This is a genomic window from Rathayibacter sp. AY1D2 (assembly GCF_002932695.1).
Classification (GTDB): Bacteria; Actinomycetota; Actinomycetes; order Actinomycetales; family Microbacteriaceae; genus Rathayibacter.
On record NZ_PSVX01000035.1, the window covers coordinates 1 to 15,721 of the forward strand.

Consider the following 15,721-nt stretch of genomic DNA (forward strand, 5'->3'; position numbering starts at 1 on the left):
GTCTCGAGCGACGGGCGCATGACGACCGCGCGCAGCTCGGCGATCGCCGCGGCGTCCTCCGCGGTGGCGGGGCGGAGCGACCAGTCGGCGTCGTCGGCCACGGTCAGCGGCCGCGGGGCTTGCGGGTGCGCCGCACCGCCGGCGCGGACGCCTTGGCGCGGGCCGGCTTCTTCTTGCCGCCGCCGGCCCTCTCCGCCTTCTCGCGCGCCTCCCGCGCCTTCGCCTTGGCGGCCTTCGCCCGCGACTCGACCTTCGGCGTCGCGGCGGTTCCGCGCGTGGTGTTCGCGCTGCGGCCGCGGACGACTCCGATGAAGTCCTCGACGTCGTCGCCCTTGTCGTCCGTCACCCAGGCGAGGCGGACGGAGGAGGGAGCGACGCCGGTCACCGGCACTGCGGTCACGTCCTTGCGGCTGTGCACGCGCGCCACCGACTGCGGCACGATCAGAACGCCCACGCCGGCCGCGACCTGCTCGACCGCGTCGTCGAGGCCGGCCATGCGCGGCAGCGGGCGCCGCGAGCCGTCCGCGATCTCCTCGGCGACCGCGGCCCACTCCGGCACGTCCTCCGGGTCCTGGAGGAGGTGCTCGCCGGCCAGCTCCGCGACGTCGAGCTCCTCCGCGGCGGCCAGGACGTGCTCGCGGCCGACGACGGCGACGGGCTGCTCGTCGTAGAGGTGGATGGAGCTGAGGGCGGAGGAGGAGACGTCGCCGCGGACGAACGACAGCTGCGCGCGGCCGTCGAGCAGCGCCTGCTCCTGATCGCGCTCGGCGACGACGGTGATGCGCAGCGGGAGATCGGAGCGGCGCTGGCCCCAGACGCGGGTCCACTTGGTGGGGGTGACGCCGGGCACGAGGGCGACGGCGAGCACGGGGCCGGCGGGGACGGCGTCCTCGGCGTCGGAGTCGGCGTCGTCGGAGTCGGCGTCGTCGACATCGCTGTCCCCGGCGTCGCTGTCCTCGGAGTCGAGGTCGTCGGAGTCGCCGTCCTCGGAGGCGCCGTCCGTGTCGTCCGACTCGGTTCCGGCTCCGGCGCCGACCGCACCCGATCCGGCCGACGCGTCGTCCGCCGTCGCGTCCGCCCCGCCCTCCGGACGCCCCTCCGCCTCGGGAGCGGCCTGCGGGTCGACGGTCTCGGGCTGCTCGCTCATCCCCTCAGGGTAGGTGGTCCGCGCCGCGCCGGTAGGGTTGCCGCATGGCCAAGGCGACACAGACGATGAAGGCTGCGACCGCGGCGAAGAAGCTGCAGGTCTACCTGCCCGCGACCCCGGAGGAGTTCCAGGAGTCGGCGATCACGCGCGAGCAGTACGACGAGCTCGCCGCGAACCCGCCCGCCTGGCTCGTGCAGCTGCGCGAGGAGGGGCCGCACCCCCGCTCCGTCATCGCCTCCCGGCTGAACGTCTCCATCTCGGGGCTCGCCCGCGGCGGCGTCACCGAGGCGCTGACCACTCCCGAGATCCAGGCCCTGCTCGACGAGGTCCCCGAGTGGCTGCGCGTCGAGCAGAACCGCTACGCGGAGGTCCGCCGCGAGCAGGCCCGCATCAAGTCCGAGCGCGCCGCCAAGGCCGCCGACTGATCGCTCTCCCGCCTGCAGGACCCCGATCCGGCGCGGGCGACGTGGCCTGCGGACCGGAGCGGGATCCCGCCAAGGGGAGCCGCGCGGCTACTGGTTCGAGAACGCGGCGTCGAACGACGCGGTCGGGGTCCTCCAGAGCAGCGAGCGGATGAAGCCGACGGCCTCCTTCGCGCCGTGGAGGCGGTCCATCCCGGCGTCCTCCCACTCGATGGAGATCGGGCCGGAGTAGCCGATCGACTCCAGCGCCCGGAACGCGTCCTCCCACGGGACGTCGCCGTGCCCCGTCGAGACGAAGTCCCAGCCGCGGCGCGGGTCGCCCCACGGCAGGTGCGAGCCGAGCACGCCGGCGCGGCCGTTCTTCGGGCGCAGGCGGGTGTCCTTGCAGTCGACGTGGTAGATCCGGTCCTTGAAGTCGACGATGAAGCCGACCGGGTCGATGTCCTGCCACATCATGTGCGACGGATCCCAGTTGAAGCCGAAGGCCGGGCGGTGCCCGATCGCCTCGAGGGTGCGCACGCTCGACCAGTAGTCGTAGGCGATCTCGGACGGGTGCACCTCGTGCGCGTAGACCACGCCGTTCGCGTCGAACTCGTCGAGGATCGGGTTCCAGCGCGTCGCGAAGTCCTCGTACCCCTCGTCGATGACGGAGGCCGGCACCGGCGGGAACTGCGCCACGTAGGGCCAGATCTTCGAGCCGGTGAAGCCGACGACCACGTTCACACCGAGCTTGCGGGCGACCCGCGCCGAGCGCTTCATGTCCTCGGCGGCGCGCTGCCGCACCCCCTCCGCGTCGCCGTCGCCCCAGGTGTAGTCGCGCACGAGTGCCTTGTGGCGGAAGTCGATCGGGTCGTCGCAGACGGCCTGGCCGGTGAGGTGGTTCGAGATGGCGAAGACCTCGAGGCCGTAGCGGTCGAGGATCTCCAGGCGCGAGGCGGCGTAGGCGTCGTCCTCGTCCGCGCGCTTGAGGTCGAGGTGGTCGCCCGAGGCCGCGATCTCGAGTCCGTCGTAGCCCCACTCGGCGGCGAGGCGGGCGACCTCCTCGAAGGGCAGGTCGGCCCACTGCCCGGTGAACAGCGTCACGGGGTGGGTGGCGGGGTAGGTCTTCTGGTCGCTCATGCGGCGATCTCCGTCCGGTCGTCGGCGGCGGGCACGGTCACCCAGGCGCCTGTCTCGGCCGCGTCGAGCACGGCCTCGGTGATGCGCGCCGCGCGGAGGCCGTCGGCGAAGGTCGGCAGACCCTCCACGTCGGTGCCCGCCACGGCGGCGTAGGTGTCGCGGGCGAACGCTGTGAAGGCGTCCTGGTAGCCCATCGGATGACCGCTCGGCACGATCGAGAGCCGGGCCGCATCGGGCGCGAGGATCGAGGCGTCGCGCGGCACCAGGAGGGCGCTGTCGCGCCGGCCGACCCACAGCGTCTCGGGGAGCTCCTGCTCGAAGCGCAGCGACTCCTCCAGCCCGGACACCTCGAGCACCAGCTCGTTGCGGTGGCCCGCGGTGACCTGCGAGACGAGGAGCGTGCCGACGGCGCCGCCCTCGAGCCGGACGATCAGGCCGGCCACGTCCTCGGTGCTCACCGGGCGGCCGCCGCGCTCGGCGTGGACGGTGCTCGTGATCGCGGCGAGCGAGTCGATCCGGTCGCCGGTGACGAACTCCAGCAGGTCGACCAGGTGCGAGCCGATGTCGCCGAAGGCGCGCGAGCGGCCGCCGGCGGCCGGGTCGACGCGCCAGTTGTCGTCGGAGGCGCCCAGCAGCCAGTCCTGGAGGTAGCTCCCGCGGACCGTGACCAGACGGCCGGTCTCGCCGGAGGCGACGCGGGCACGGGCCTCGCGCACCATCGGGTGGAAGCGGTAGGCGAACGGGACGGTCGCCACCACGCCGGCGGAGGACGCAGCCGCAGCGAGCGACTCCGCCTCCCGCAGCGTCGCGGCGAGCGGCTTCTCGCAGACCACGTGCTTGCCCGCTTCGATCGCCGCGAGCGCGAGTGCGGCGTGCGTGGCGTTCGGGGTGCAGACGTGCACGAGGTCGATGCTCTCGTCCTCGATCAGGGCCCGGGCGTCCGGGTAGGCGCGCTCGACGCCGAGCTCGGCCGCCGCCCGCGCGCCCTTCTCCGGGGTGGAGGAGGCGACTCCGGCGAGCACCGCTCCGGCGCTGCGGGCCGCGCGGCTGTGCACGGCCGCCATGAAGCCGCCGCCGAGCACGCCGACGCGCAGGGGCGCGGGCATCAGGAGAGGGTCGCTTCGGTCGGGTCCCAGCTCTCGGGCAGTGCGGGGCAGGGCGTCACGGAGCTCGTGACGAGGACCTTCTCGCCGGTCTCGGCGGCCTCGAGGAGCGAGAGCATCACGTCGGTGACGTGGTACGCGAGGTCTCCGGAGGCGGCCTCGGGGCGGTCGGCCCGGATCGCGCGGGCGAGCTCGAGCACGCCGGTGCCGCGGGAGGCGGTCGAGCCGGTCGCCGCGATGACCTCCGGCTCGGCGGACCCGCGGCGGTGCAGGGTGATCTCTCCGTCGTGCTGGTTCGGGTCGGGGAGGACGAGGGTGCCCTCGGAGCCGTTGATCTCGACGAAGCCGGTGCGCGGCAGGCTCGACTCGAAGCTCCACACCCCCTGGGCCGAGGCCCCGGACTCGAAGCGGAGCAGCCCGCCGATGTGCGTCGGGATGGTCACCGGGAACTCGGTGCCCTCCTTCGGGCCGGAGCCCACCACGCGGGTGGCGCGGGCCTGGGACGAGACGGCGGTGACGCTCTCGACGGGGCCGAGGTTCTGCACGAGCGTGGTGATGTAGTACGGGCCCATGTCCAGCAGCGGTCCGCCGCCCTCGGCGAAGAAGAACTCCGGGTTCGGGTGCCACGACTCGGGGCCGGGGCCCTGAAAGAGGGTGAGGGCGGAGAGCGGCGTGCCGATTGCTCCGCTCTCGATCACGCGCTGCGCCGTCTGGAGGCCCGCGCCCAGGAAGGTGTCGGGAGCGGTCGCGACGCGCAGCCCCTTGTCCTTCGCCAGCGCGAGCAGCTCGATCCCGCTGTCGCGGTCGAGCGAGAAGGGCTTCTCGGTCCACACGTGCTTGCCCGCCTCGACCGCGCGACGCGCGACCTCGACGTGCGCGGCCGGGATCGTGAGGTTCACGACGATCTCGATGCCCTCGTGCGCGAGGAGCTCCTCGACGGTGCCGGAGGCGGGGACGCCGAAGGCCTCGGCCTGGGTCCTCGCTCGCTCGAGGTCGATGTCGGCGACGAAGAGCACCTCGAGGTCGGGGAAGACGGTGAGGTTGGTCAGGTACTGGGTGCTGATGTTGCCGGCGCCGATGACGCCGACGCCCACGCGGCCGGTGCCGCTCATGCGCCGAGCCCCGAGACGTAGCGGTGGGCCGACTCCAGGCCCTCGAAGATGTCGCCGGCGTAGGCGTCGAACTCCAGCACGGGCAGGGCCTGCGGAGCGGCGGCGAGGATCGCCGGGACGTCCATCGCGCCCTCGCCCGCGGGCAGCTGCTCCTGGGTGTCGGCCGAGATCGGGCCGTCCTTCACGTGCAGGAAGCGCACCTGGTCGCCGAGGCGTCCGAGCACCTCGACCGGGTCGTCGCCGCCGACGGCCGCCCAGTAGGTGTCGAGCTCGAGGACCATGCGCGGGTCGAGCAGGCCCGCGAGGTGCTCGAAGGCGCTGCGGCCGTCGACGCGGTTCTCGAACTCGAAGGCGTGGTTGTGGTAGCCGAGCACCAGGCCGCGGGCGGTGGCGGAGTCGACCAGCGCGTTCAGCTCGTCGGCGATGCGGGCGACGTCGTCCGCGGTGGTCCAGCGGGTCGGGTCGACGAAGGGGTCGATCACGGTCTCGACGCCGAGCGAGGCGGCCGTGTCGAGGATCTCGTCGACGGTGGCGTCGCCCTGCGGGCCGAGGAGGCGCGCGTGGGCGCTGGGAGCGCGCAGTCCGCTGGCCGGGAGCGCCGCGCGGTAGGCGTCGGCCAGGTCGACGAACCCGAAGAGCTCGACCGTGGTGAAGCCGATCGCCGCGAGGCGGTCGAGGGTGGCGGGCAGATCGGCCGCGAGCGGCTCGCGCACCGAGTACAGCTGGACAGAGAGGTCTGGGGGTGTGGCCACCGGTGGGGCTCCTGATCGCATCGGAAGGTGTGCCTCGAACCCTACGCGGACTTTTGCTCACGGACAAGCAAAACTAGCCCTGCGCGCCCGCCAAGTCGGGCGCCCGCCGCACAGAAGCACGGGCGCTGTGGTTGACTCTGGCCATGTCCCCGCGCCGCCGCATCACCGTCAGCGCGGTCGGCGAGCTGCTGCTCCTGCTGGCCGACGGGGCGCCCCGGACGCGGGCCGACGTGGTCGCCGAGACGGGCCTGCCGCGCGCGGCCGTCTCCGCCCAGCTCGACGTCCTCACCGCCTCCGGCCTGGTCGCCCGGCAGGACGACGCCCCCTCCTCCGGAGGCCGCCCCGCCGCCCGCGTGGCCTTCGACCCCCGGGCGCGCAGCCTCCTCGCCGTCGACCTGGGCGCCGCGCACGCCGTCGTCGCCCTGACCGACCTCGACGGCACGGTCCTCGCCCGCCGCCGCGAGAGCATCGCCATCGCCGACGGCCCCCTCGCCGTCCTCGGCCACGCCCTCGACGTCGCCGCGGCCCTGCTCGGCCGGACTCCGGCGGCGGGCCCGCTCGCGGGAGTCGGCGTCGGCGTTCCCGGACCCGTCGAGCACGCGACGGGCCGCCCGGTGAAGCCGCCGATCATGCCCGGCTGGGACCGCTTCGACATCCCGGAGTTCGTCGGCCGCCGCCTCCCCGTGCCCGTCCTCGTCGACAACGACGTGAACCTGCTGGCGCTCGGCGAGCACGCCGACCACTACGCCGACGTCGACGACCTCCTCTACGTGAAGGTCTCCACCGGCATCGGAGCCGGGATCGTCAGCGGCGGCGCCCTGCAGCGCGGAGCCCTCGGAGCGGCGGGAGACCTGGGCCACGTGCAGGTCCCCGGCGACCGCGGCGAGGCCGACCTCGAGGCGATCGCGAGCGGCTCGGCGATCGCCCGCCGCCTGACCGAGTCCGGGATCGACGCCGCCAGCACCTCCGACGTCGTCACCCTGCTGACCGGCGGGGACCCCACCACCGTCGAGCTCACGCGCGCCGCGGGCCGCGACATCGGCGAGGTGCTCGCCACCTGCGTGAACCTCCTGAACCCGTCCGTCATCGTCGTCGGCGGCAGCATCGCCCAGGCCAGCCACGAGGTCCTCGCCGGGGTCCGCGAGGTCGTCTACCGCCGCTCCCTCCCCCTGGCGACCCGCGCGCTCGACATCGTGCAGGCCGCGGCCCAGGGCGGAGGCGTCCGCGGTGCCGCCCTGATGGTCCGGCGCCACCTCCTCTCCCCCGCGCACGTCGACGCCTTCCTCGACGCCTGAGCCGCCGGCGCGAGCCGTCGCGCCCCGGTGAGACGCCGCGGGTCGGCGTGCCGATTCGACCGGGCGCCGCAGGGGGCAGAGAATGAATCGGTGCCCGACCTGCAGCTCTCCTTCCCCTGGGAGACGCAGCCCGTCTTCACGGACGCCGAGCCCCCGCACCTCCGGAGGGTCGTCGCCGACTCCTCGGACCGCGTCGCCTGGCTCCGCGCCCGCTCGCGCGGCATCACGGCGACCGACGTCGCCCGCCTCTCCTCCCCCGCCGCGATCGGCAAGGCAGCGCTCGACAAGCTCTACGGCACCGGCTTCGGCGGCAACTCCTTCACCGACCACGGCCGCGCCCGCGAGCCCGAGATCGCCGCCTGGGTGCGGAGCGAGCACGCGATCGAGCCCAGCAGCACCCTCTTCCACGCGAGCCAGGAGCGGCGCCACCTCGCCACGCCCGACGGCATCGGCCTCCGCGAGGACGGCCGGCTCGAGCTCTGCGAGATCAAGACCACGACGAAGCCGTGGCGGAGCATCCCGCGCCACTACCTGCGGCAGGTCTTCTGGCAGCAGTACGTCCTCGGCGCCGAGCGCACGCTCGTCGTCTGGGAGCAGCACCGCGACTTCGTGCCGATCGAGGGCGAGCCGAACTCCCGCTGGGTCGACCGCGACGAGGACGAGATCCACATCCTCGTCCGCCTGGCGGGGATGCTGATGGCCGAGCTGCACGAGCGGACGCGCGCCCGGTGACGGTCCTCCTCCTGCACGGCCTGGGCGGCGACCGCTCCCAGCCGCTGGGGCTGCTGCGCTCCGCCCTCCCCGCCGGCAGCGAGGTCATCGCTCCGGACGTCCGCGCCCACGGCGCCTCCGAGCTGCTCGGCGCGCCCGGCGACTTCGCCCTCGAGGCGCTCGCCGACGAGGTGACGGAGGAGGTCGTGCGCGCCGGAGCCGCGCACAAGCCGCTCACGGTGCTCGGCATCTCGATGGGCGCGGCGATCGCCCTGCGCCTCGCGGTCAGACGCGTGCTGCCGATCGACCGCGCCGTCTTCGTGCGTCCCGCCTTCACCGCCGAGCCGCTGCCCGAGAACCTCACCGTGTTCCCCGTCATCGCGCAGCTGCTGCACGACCACGGCGCGAAGCGCGGCGAGCGGATGTTCCGCGCCTCGGGCCTGTTCGCGCGCGCCGCCGAGGTGTCCCCCGCGTCGGCGGAGGCGCTGACGCTGCAGTTCCGCTCCCCGCGCGCGGCCGAGCGCGCCGTCCGGCTCGCCCAGATCCCGCGGAACGCCGCCTACCGAGACTCCGGAGAGCTGGGCGAGGTCATCGCGCGCACACTGGTGATCGCGGCCGAGCGCGACCCCGTGCACCCGGTCGAGGTCGCGGAGGCGTGGGCTAGGGCTCTTCCGGATGCGGACTGCGAGCGGGTGCCGTCGCGGGACGAGGGCTTCGCCGCTCAGCAGGACCGGATCCGCGGGCACGTCCGCGGCTGGCTCGCTCACCGCTGAGGTCCTCGAGCGCGAGCACCAGGCCGACGAACGCGAGCCAGAGCACTGCGATCGCCGTCGCCACGAACTCGAGCGTGCCGCCGAGCCGCAGCCACACGCGCAGGAGCGACAGGATCCCGCCCGTCCCGGCGACGACCGCCACCGAGATCCCGGCGGCGAGCGAGAGCCGCGCGACCGCAGGGCGCCCCCGCACGGTCGCCAGCTGGAGCATCGCGGCGCAGGCGGCCCCGAAGCCGAGGACGGCGGCCGAGGTGTGGATGAGGTCCTGCCAGCGGAAGGCCGGCCCGACCGGCAGCGGGCAGCCCGCCGTGCAGGTCACCTGCGAGGCGAGCGCGAAGCAGGCGGCCGCCAGGAGGATCGCGCCCGCCGGGCGGAGGGCGGGGAGCAGGCGGGCGCGCACCGGCCAGGCGCCCGCGGCGATCAGCGCGCCGCCGGCCGCCACGAGCAGAAGAGCGGCCTCGAAGGCGCCCGCCGTCGGCAGGTCCGGCGCGCCCATCTCGCTGACGTAGACCCAGCGGCTGGTGCCGATGCTGATCCGGGCGGCCAGGAGGACCACGAGCCCGGCCAGGACAAGGAGGGCACCGCCGACTAGCAGGGTACGTCGGCGTCGCATCCCCTCATCGTGCCAGACCGGGCGCCCGCGGCTCCGCGCGCCAATCTTCTCCCGAGGGTGACACCCCCGTAACAGCGCCGACTCATTGCCTCGATTGACTGGTCGCGGCGTCGGATGCGGGGATCGGGGGCGACGTCCTCGGCACGCTCCACCCGCACGCCTCAGCGACAGGAAAGGCGACGATGCACACCAGCGCGCTCGGGCACGGCCTCGCGATCGGCGAGATCCCGGAGGAGGTCGTCCTCCCCGACACGATGACGGCGGCGGTGATCGACGCGCCGGGCGACGCCTCCGCCCTGCACCTGGCGACCGTGCCGACACCCTCCGCCATCAACGCCGAGTTCACCGTGAAGGTGGTCGCGGCCGGCGTGAACCCGCTCGACGCGAAGACGCGCGCGGGCCAGGGGGTCGCCTCGCAGATCGCCTCCTACCCGGCGGTCCTCGGCCACGACTTCTCGGGCGTCGTCGTCTCGAGCCCCTACCCGGCGCATCCGCTGCGGCCGGGCGACGAGGTCTACGGCTTCGTCATGGTGCCGCGCTACTCGGGCTCCTACGCGGAGTACGTCAGCGTGCCGAGCGTCTCCATCGCGCGGAAGCCGTCGACGCTCTCCCACGTCGAAGCGGCCGGCGTCCCGCTCGCGGCGCTCACCGCCTGGGGCATGGTCGTCGAGCTCGCCAAGGCGCACGAGGGTCAGCGGATCCTCATCCACGCCGGGTCGGGCGGAGTCGGCCACTTCGCGGTGCAGTTCGCCGCCTACTTCGGCGCCTCGGTGATCGCGACCGGCTCGACCCGCAACCTGCAGTGGCTGCACGAGCTCGGCGCCGCGCAGGTGATCGACCACACCGCCGAGCGCTTCGACGAGCTGCTGTCCGGCGTCGACGTGGTCATCGATCTGGTCGGCAACGTCCACGACGACACGGGCTCGCGCTCGCTGAGGGTCCTCCGCCCCGGGGGCCTGATCGTGAACGCGCCCACCGGGAGCTGGCCCGGGTTCTTCGAGGAGGCGGCCGCTGCGGGCGTCCGCGCCTCCACCTACCGCGTCGCTCCCGACGGGGCGACCCTCGGCGTGGTCTCGCGCCTTCTCGAGTCGGGCGACGTCCGCGTCTTCATCGACGGCATCTTCCCCCTCGCCCGCGCCTGCGAGGCGCACGAGCAGCTCGAGACGGGCCACACCCGCGGCAAGATCGTCCTCACCGTCTCCGAGGGCTGACCTCGGCGAGAGGCCACTCGGATACGCCACGCGGAGCGGATCGCGTACTCGGGTGGCGTCTCGCGGGGAGGGTCAGGCGAGAGAGCGCTCGAGGACGAAGTCGTCCTCCCAGCGGTCGCCGACGAGGAAGCGCTTGCGGCCGACGACCGCGAAGCCGTGCTTGGAGTAGAACCGCTGAGCACGCGCGTTCTCCTCGTTGACGCCGAGCCAGACGCCCGCGGCACCGTGATCCAGCGCCTCCTCGAGGGTCGCGGCCATCAGCGCGGCCGCCGCTCCGGAGCCGTGCCGGCCGGGCAGGAGGTAGAACTTGCTGAGCTCGACGGTCGGACGCAGCCGGATCGCCGCGACGACGTCGGCGTCGGCGGGCTCTCCGCGCACGAGCATCGCGTAGCCGGTCAGCGCGCCGGAGTCGTCGTCGACCAGGAGCGAGCGGAGCGGATCGGCGAGGTGGTCGCGGAAGCGCTCGACCGAGAGCACGGTGCGCACGAACTCGGCCTTCGCCTCCGCGGTGGTGTGCGGCGGGCAGGCCAGCGGGAAGGTCGCGGCGGCCAGCTCGGCAAGGGCCTCGGCATCGGCGGCAGACGCGCGGCGGACGGTCACGGGAGGCGCGGCGGAGCGGAGCGGCGGATCACCGGTCCAGTATGCCGGGACGACGAAGGAGGGGGCCCGCCGAAGCGGACCCCCTCCTCACGTCAGTGCGTGCCCGGCTCAGGCCAGGACGTTGACGTCCAGCGGGATGCCGGGGCCGAAGGTCGTCGAGACGGCGGCCTTCTGGATGTAGCGGCCCTTCGAGGAGGACGGCTTGAGGCGGAGGATCTCGTCGAGCGCGGTCTTGAAGTTCTCCTGGAGCTGCTCCTCGGAGAACGCGGCCTTGCCCACGACGAGGTGCACGTTGGCGTGCTTGTCGACGCGGAACTCGATCTTTCCGCCCTTGATCTCGGTCACGGCCTTCGCCACGTCCGGGGTCACGGTGCCGGTCTTCGGGTTGGGCATGAGGCCGCGGGGGCCGAGCACCTTTCCGAGACGGCCGACCTGGCCCATGAGCTCCGGGGTCGAGACGGCGGAGTCGAACGAGGTGTACCCGCCCGCGACCTTCTCGATGAGCTCGGCGCCGCCGACCTCGTCGGCACCGGCGGCCAGCGCGGCCTCGGCGGCCGGACCGGTCGCGAACACGATGACGCGGGCGGTCTTGCCCGTGCCGTGGGGCAGGATGACCGTGCCGCGGACCATCTGGTCGGCCTTGCGCGGGTCGACACCGAGCTTGAGGGCGACCTCGACGGTGCTGTTGAACTTGGCGGAACCGGTCTCGCGGGCGAGCGCGACGGCCTCGTCGGCCGTGTAGAACTTGCCCTCTTCGAGCTTGGCCGCGGCGGCCCGGTAGGCCTTCGACTTCTGTGCCATGTTGTTTCTCCTTGAAACGAGAATGTGGTTCTAGAGCCTGGCGGGCTCTCCCACGGGGGTGATGGAGTTCTAGTGGTGCCGCGATCGCGGCCGTGACTGCTGCTCGCGGGAGGCGGAGAGGTCGTGCGGAGGCGTTTCCGGACCGGGCGTGCGACCCCGCTGAGGGGCCGCCGTCGGGTTCTCGAGGCTTCCGCGGTGGGTCCGCGCCGGTGGGCGCGTCGCTCCCGCCGTCGAGCAGTGCGTCGCGCTACTCGACCGTGATGCCCATCGAGCGGGCGGTGCCGGCGATGATCTTCGCGGCGGCGTCGATGTCGTTGGCGTTCAGGTCGACCTGCTTCGCCTCGGCGATCTCGCGGACCTGCGCCTGGGTGAGCTTCGCGACCTTCACGGTGTGCGGGGTCGAGGAGCCCTTGGCGACGCCGGCGGCCTTCTTGATGAGCTCCGCCGCGGGCGGGGTCTTCAGCACGAAGGTGAACGAGCGGTCCTCGTAGACGGTGATCTCGACGGGGATGACGTTGCCGCGCTGCGACTCGGTCTGCGCGTTGTACGCCTTGCAGAACTCCATGATGTTGACGCCGTGCTGACCGAGCGCCGGACCGATCGGGGGCGCGGGGTTGGCCGCGCCGGCCTTGATCTGGAGCTTGATCAGGCCGGTGACCTTCTTCTTGGGGGCCATTCTGATTCCTTTTCTCAGGGTTCGAGCGGTCGGGGGCTCCCGGCCGCTCTCCCGCGCATCCGACGGTGCCGGATCGCGGTGGAGGAGGGTCGTCCGGCGCGCACAGAGGCGTGCGCCGACACGAAAACCCGTACGAGCTTACACGAGCGGGGCCACCCCCGACAGGGCGGAGGAGGGGCCGACGCCCGGGGGCGCGTGGGGCGGTGCCGGAGGGGGCGCCGCCCGGAACGGCGAACGCCCCCTCCGACGTGCGGAGGGGGCGTTCACGCGGCGCGGAGGCGACGCGTCAGAGCTTGGTGACCTGGTCGAACGACAGCTCGACCGGGGTCTCGCGCTCGAAGAGCGAGACGAGCACGGTGAGCTTGCCGCTCTCGGGCTTGATCTCGCTGATCGAGCCGGGAAGACCCGCGAACGAGCCCTCCTTGATGGTGATGGTCTCGCCGATCTCGAAGTCGACCTCGGCGGGCAGCACGCGCTGGGCCTGCTTCTGGCCCTTCGCGCCGGAGGTCTTCGAGGGGGCGACGTCCTTGATCTCGACGAGGCTCTTCAGCATCGTGAAGGCCTCCTCGAAGCGCAGCGGGGTCGGGTTGTGGGCGTTGCCCACGAAGCCGGTGACGCCCGGCGTGTGGCGGACGACCGACCACGAGTCCTCGTTGAGGTCCATGCGCACCAGCACGTAGCCGGGGATGCGCACGCGGGTGACCATCTTGCGCTGGCCGTTCTTGATCTCGACCACGTCCTCCATCGGGACCTGGACCTCGAAGATGTAGTCCTCGGCCTCGAGCGAGACCTTGCGGTTCTCGATGTTGGACTTCACGCGCTTCTCGAAGCCGGCGTAGGAGTGGATGACGTACCACTTGCCCGGCTTGCCGCGCAGCTCGGTGCGGAAGGCCTCGTACGGGTCGATGTCGGCGAGGTCCTCACCGGCGGCCTCGGCGTCCTCGGCGGCGACCTCGGCCTCGTCCTCGACGGCCTCGAGGGCCGCTTCGGCCTCCTCGACGGTGTCGATGTGCGCGGCCTCGTCGACCGCGGAGTCGGCCTCGGGGTCGTCGACGGAGCCGATGGCGTCCAGCGCTGCCTCGAGGTCGGAGGCGAGGTCGTCCTCGGACTCGTTCTCGTCGATGATGCTCAGCGCACCCTGCTCGGCGGGCTCGACGGCGTCCTCAGCCTGCGACTGGACGTCGCCCTCCTGCTCCTCCTCGACCTCCGACGACTGCTCGGCAGCCGTCGCCCAGTCGACGTCGTCGCGGTTTCTGTCAGACACTCGTCACAACTCTCTCTCGATCGATCGGTCGCGCCCCTCAGGGCGCGTCCCGCTGTCGCCGGCACCCTCCGCTCGCGCGGCCCGGATGCTCTCGGGTCAGGCGGCGGGTGTGCCGAACACGTACGTCACGGCCAGGGCGAACACCCAGTCGAGGAAGGACACCAGCGCCATCATGATGACGACGAAGATCAGCACGACCACGACGTAATTGCCCAGCTCCTTGCGGGTGGGCGTCACGACCTTCTTCAGCTCGGCGATGACCTGCCGGATGAAGAGGGCGATGCGCGCGAACGGGTTGCGCCGCGCGGCTCGCTGCTGATTGGCGATCGCGACGACGTCCTCGCTCGGCTCGTCGACTGCTTTCCCGGCCACCTGCACGCACCTTTCCCGCACCGGAACCTCCGGTGTGGCCGACCGCCCGTCATGGGCGGCCCTGGACCGATGACCGCAGCGTCGCGGGGACCGCGTGCGACGGGCATCGATGTGCAGGGCGGACAGGGCTCGAACCTGCAACCTGCGGTTTTGGAGACCGCTGCTCTACCAATTGAGCCACCGCCCTATGGATGCCGTTGCGAGCATCCGAGGAGGAGACCGACCCGCCGCCCCACCGCCACGACCCTCGCGGGCGCTGTGGATGAGGGCAGAGATCGACTACCTCGGACGAGTGTACGTGGACCCGCAGGGCGTGTCCAGCCGAGCGGCGGGGGGCCTCGGAGCCCCGTGCGCGCGCAGGATACGCTGGCCGTCGTGTCCTCCACCACGCGCATCTCCGCCCGCATCGCCGCCATCGCCGAGTCCGCCACTCTGAAGGTCGACGCCAAGGCGAAGGCCCTCCAGGCCCAGGGCCGCCCGGTCGTGTCCTACGCCGCCGGCGAGCCCGACTTCCTCACTCCCGAGCACATCGTCGAGGCCGCCTCGGCCGCCGTGCTCGACCCGGGGAACTACCGCTACACCCCCGCGGCGGGCCTCCCCGACCTCCGCGCGGCCATCGCGGAGAAGACGGCGCGCGACTCCGGATGGGCCGTCGACCCCTCGCAGGTCGTGGTCACCAACGGCGGCAAGCAGGCCGTCTACCAGGCCTTCCAGACCCTCCTCGACGACGGCGACGAGGTGCTGGTGCCGACCCCGTACTGGACCACCTACCCCGAGGCGATCAAGCTCGCCGGCGGCGTGCAGGTGGACGTGTTCGCGGGCGCCGACCAGGGCTACCTGGTCACGGTCGAGCAGCTGGAGGCCGCGCGCACCGAGCGCACCAAGGTGCTCCTGTTCGTCTCCCCCTCCAACCCCACCGGCGCCGTCTACTCGGCCGAGCAGACCCGCGAGATCGGCGAGTGGGCCGAGGAGCACGGCCTCTGGATCATCGCCGACGAGATCTACCAGAACCTCGTCTACTCCACCGGCGACCAGGACGACGCGAGCCCGCTCGAGCACGCGACCTCGATCGTCGAGGCGGTGCCGGCCCTGCGCGACCGGACGATCCTCGTCAACGGCGTCGCGAAGACCTACGCGATGACCGGCTGGCGCGTCGGATGGATGGTCGGCCCGGCCGACGCGATCAAGGGCGCCTCGAACCTGCAGTCGCACCTCTCGAGCAACGTCTCGAACATCTCGCAGCGCGCCGCGATCGCCGCCCTCACCGGCCCGCAGGAGCCGGCCGAGGAGATGCGCCTGGCCTTCGACCGCCGCCGCCGCACCATCGTCGCCGAGCTGAACGCGATCGACGGGATCGAGTGCCCCACCCCCGGCGGCGCGTTCTACGTCTACCCCGACGTGAACGGGCTCCTGAACCGCGAGTGGAACGGCACCACCCCGACGACCTCCCTCGAGCTCGCCGACCTCATCCTCGAGCAGGCCGAGGTCGCCACCGTCCCCGGCGAGGCCTTCGGACCGAGCGGCTACCTCCGCCTGTCCTACGCCCTCGGCGACGACGCGCTCCTCGAGGGCGTGCGCCGCCTGCAGCGGCTCTTCGGCACCGATTAGCCCTCCTCCTGCGTCGTCGATCGGCCGCGATCGGCTCGACGACGGGGGTGCGTCGCAGAGAGCGGGATGCGCAGCGCGGATGACGATCCGCCGACACGCGGATCGCCGATCGCCGCTCGACCGTGCCGCACGGTGACGGCGG

General features: G+C 72.9%; 17 protein-coding genes and 1 tRNA gene. 6 read left to right on the top strand and 12 right to left on the bottom strand.

Annotation, left to right across the window (positions count from 1 at the left end; all coding sequences use genetic code 11):
- Positions 1 to 103: 103 nt before the first annotated feature.
- On the bottom strand, positions 104 to 1,147 hold the full coding sequence (locus C5D04_RS10555) for a LysR substrate-binding domain-containing protein (RefSeq protein WP_104292419.1): 1,044 nt from the start codon (positions 1,145 to 1,147) through the stop codon (positions 104 to 106).
- 44 nt (positions 1,148 to 1,191) lie between these two features.
- On the opposite strand from C5D04_RS10555, the gene C5D04_RS10560 reads away from it, so the two are divergent.
- Entirely contained in the window at positions 1,192 to 1,572 is a 381-nt protein-coding gene (locus C5D04_RS10560) for a DUF5997 family protein (protein WP_104223641.1), read from the top strand.
- 87 nt (positions 1,573 to 1,659) lie between these two features.
- Here C5D04_RS10560 and C5D04_RS10565 read toward each other — a convergent pair whose 3' ends face one another.
- From C5D04_RS10565 to C5D04_RS10580, 4 genes are read right to left on the bottom strand one after another with little or no spacing between them, the layout of a single operon-like run.
- Positions 1,660 to 2,688 (bottom strand): sugar phosphate isomerase/epimerase, encoded by a 1,029-nt coding sequence (locus C5D04_RS10565; RefSeq protein ID WP_181137696.1) that lies wholly within the window; start codon positions 2,686 to 2,688, stop codon positions 1,660 to 1,662.
- Positions 2,685 to 3,794: a Gfo/Idh/MocA family protein gene (locus tag C5D04_RS10570; protein ID WP_104347666.1), complete on the bottom strand. Its 1,110-nt coding sequence runs from the start codon at positions 3,792 to 3,794 to the stop codon at positions 2,685 to 2,687. The genes C5D04_RS10565 and C5D04_RS10570 overlap by 4 nt, the downstream gene beginning before the upstream one ends.
- Positions 3,794 to 4,903, bottom strand: coding sequence for a Gfo/Idh/MocA family protein (locus C5D04_RS10575; protein ID WP_104347667.1), 1,110 nt, complete (start codon positions 4,901 to 4,903; stop codon positions 3,794 to 3,796). The genes C5D04_RS10570 and C5D04_RS10575 overlap by 1 nt, the downstream gene beginning before the upstream one ends.
- On the bottom strand, positions 4,900 to 5,655 hold the full coding sequence (locus C5D04_RS10580) for a sugar phosphate isomerase/epimerase (protein WP_258068889.1): 756 nt from the start codon (positions 5,653 to 5,655) through the stop codon (positions 4,900 to 4,902). The genes C5D04_RS10575 and C5D04_RS10580 overlap by 4 nt, the downstream gene beginning before the upstream one ends.
- A 143-nt stretch (positions 5,656 to 5,798) precedes the next feature.
- Here C5D04_RS10580 and C5D04_RS10585 point away from each other — a divergent pair, with 143 nt between their 5' ends.
- From C5D04_RS10585 to C5D04_RS10590, 3 genes are all read left to right on the top strand, one after another.
- Complete coding sequence (locus tag C5D04_RS10585) at positions 5,799 to 6,950, top strand: ROK family transcriptional regulator (protein ID WP_104223637.1); 1,152 nt, start codon at positions 5,799 to 5,801, stop codon at positions 6,948 to 6,950.
- 99 nt (positions 6,951 to 7,049) lie between these two features.
- On the top strand, positions 7,050 to 7,682 hold the full coding sequence (locus C5D04_RS17965; protein WP_146087860.1) for a YqaJ viral recombinase family protein: 633 nt from the start codon (positions 7,050 to 7,052) through the stop codon (positions 7,680 to 7,682).
- Positions 7,679 to 8,434, top strand: a complete 756-nt coding sequence (locus tag C5D04_RS10590; protein ID WP_181067859.1) for an alpha/beta fold hydrolase — start codon at positions 7,679 to 7,681, stop codon at positions 8,432 to 8,434. The genes C5D04_RS17965 and C5D04_RS10590 overlap by 4 nt, the downstream gene beginning before the upstream one ends.
- Here C5D04_RS10590 and C5D04_RS10595 read toward each other — a convergent pair.
- Positions 8,322 to 9,047 (bottom strand): DUF998 domain-containing protein, encoded by a 726-nt coding sequence (locus tag C5D04_RS10595; RefSeq protein ID WP_104234233.1) that lies wholly within the window; start codon positions 9,045 to 9,047, stop codon positions 8,322 to 8,324. The genes C5D04_RS10590 and C5D04_RS10595 overlap by 113 nt on opposite strands.
- Positions 9,048 to 9,229: 182 nt before the next feature.
- Here C5D04_RS10595 and C5D04_RS10600 point away from each other — a divergent pair, with 182 nt between their 5' ends.
- Positions 9,230 to 10,258: an NADP-dependent oxidoreductase gene (locus C5D04_RS10600; protein ID WP_374952914.1), complete on the top strand. Its 1,029-nt coding sequence runs from the start codon at positions 9,230 to 9,232 to the stop codon at positions 10,256 to 10,258.
- Positions 10,259 to 10,330: 72 nt separating this feature from the next.
- Here C5D04_RS10600 and C5D04_RS10605 read toward each other — a convergent pair whose 3' ends face one another.
- The 6 genes from C5D04_RS10605 to C5D04_RS10630 all read right to left on the bottom strand — a co-directional run bounded on the left by C5D04_RS10605 (position 10,331) and on the right by C5D04_RS10630 (position 14,158).
- The gene (locus C5D04_RS10605; protein WP_104249802.1) at positions 10,331 to 10,858 is read right to left on the bottom strand and encodes a GNAT family N-acetyltransferase; all 528 of its coding nucleotides are present in this window, start codon (positions 10,856 to 10,858) and stop codon (positions 10,331 to 10,333) included.
- Positions 10,859 to 10,966: 108 nt separating this feature from the next.
- Positions 10,967 to 11,659 (bottom strand): 50S ribosomal protein L1, encoded by a 693-nt coding sequence (gene rplA / locus C5D04_RS10610; RefSeq protein WP_104257179.1) that lies wholly within the window; start codon positions 11,657 to 11,659, stop codon positions 10,967 to 10,969.
- A gap of 247 nt (positions 11,660 to 11,906) precedes the next feature.
- Positions 11,907 to 12,335: a 50S ribosomal protein L11 gene (gene rplK, locus C5D04_RS10615; RefSeq protein ID WP_104223632.1), complete on the bottom strand. Its 429-nt coding sequence runs from the start codon at positions 12,333 to 12,335 to the stop codon at positions 11,907 to 11,909.
- A gap of 286 nt (positions 12,336 to 12,621) precedes the next feature.
- Positions 12,622 to 13,599, bottom strand: a complete 978-nt coding sequence (nusG, locus tag C5D04_RS10620; RefSeq protein ID WP_104234235.1) for a transcription termination/antitermination protein NusG — start codon at positions 13,597 to 13,599, stop codon at positions 12,622 to 12,624.
- 96 nt (positions 13,600 to 13,695) lie between these two features.
- Positions 13,696 to 13,971 (bottom strand): preprotein translocase subunit SecE, encoded by a 276-nt coding sequence (gene secE, locus C5D04_RS10625; RefSeq protein WP_068208793.1) that lies wholly within the window; start codon positions 13,969 to 13,971, stop codon positions 13,696 to 13,698.
- A gap of 114 nt (positions 13,972 to 14,085) precedes the next feature.
- Positions 14,086 to 14,158: transfer RNA gene (locus C5D04_RS10630), tRNA-Trp, on the bottom strand.
- Between the two features lie 179 nt (positions 14,159 to 14,337).
- On the opposite strand from C5D04_RS10630, the gene C5D04_RS10635 reads away from it, so the two are divergent.
- A complete protein-coding gene (locus C5D04_RS10635; protein WP_374953143.1) occupies positions 14,338 to 15,579 on the top strand; it encodes a pyridoxal phosphate-dependent aminotransferase in 1,242 nt (413 codons plus the stop codon).
- The last annotated feature ends 142 nt before the right edge of the window (positions 15,580 to 15,721 follow it).

Bases quoted from the DNA above. Each gene is read 5' to 3' on its own strand.
- C5D04_RS10600 (WP_374952914.1), top strand. From the start codon at position 9,230: ATGCACACCAGCGCGCTCGGGCACGGCCTCGCGATCGGCGAGATCCCG.
- C5D04_RS10585 (WP_104223637.1), top strand. From the start codon at position 5,799: ATGTCCCCGCGCCGCCGCATCACCGTCAGCGCGGTCGGCGAGCTGCTG.
- C5D04_RS10560 (WP_104223641.1), top strand. From the start codon at position 1,192: ATGGCCAAGGCGACACAGACGATGAAGGCTGCGACCGCGGCGAAGAAG.
- rplA (WP_104257179.1), bottom strand. From the start codon at position 11,659: ATGGCACAGAAGTCGAAGGCCTACCGGGCCGCCGCGGCCAAGCTCGAA.
- rplK (WP_104223632.1), bottom strand. From the start codon at position 12,335: ATGGCCCCCAAGAAGAAGGTCACCGGCCTGATCAAGCTCCAGATCAAG.
- C5D04_RS10565 (WP_181137696.1), bottom strand. From the start codon at position 2,688: ATGAGCGACCAGAAGACCTACCCCGCCACCCACCCCGTGACGCTGTTC.
- C5D04_RS10570 (WP_104347666.1), bottom strand. From the start codon at position 3,794: ATGCCCGCGCCCCTGCGCGTCGGCGTGCTCGGCGGCGGCTTCATGGCG.
- C5D04_RS10575 (WP_104347667.1), bottom strand. From the start codon at position 4,903: ATGAGCGGCACCGGCCGCGTGGGCGTCGGCGTCATCGGCGCCGGCAAC.
- C5D04_RS10595 (WP_104234233.1), bottom strand. From the start codon at position 9,047: ATGCGACGCCGACGTACCCTGCTAGTCGGCGGTGCCCTCCTTGTCCTG.
- C5D04_RS10555 (WP_104292419.1), bottom strand. From the start codon at position 1,147: ATGAGCGAGCAGCCCGAGACCGTCGACCCGCAGGCCGCTCCCGAGGCG.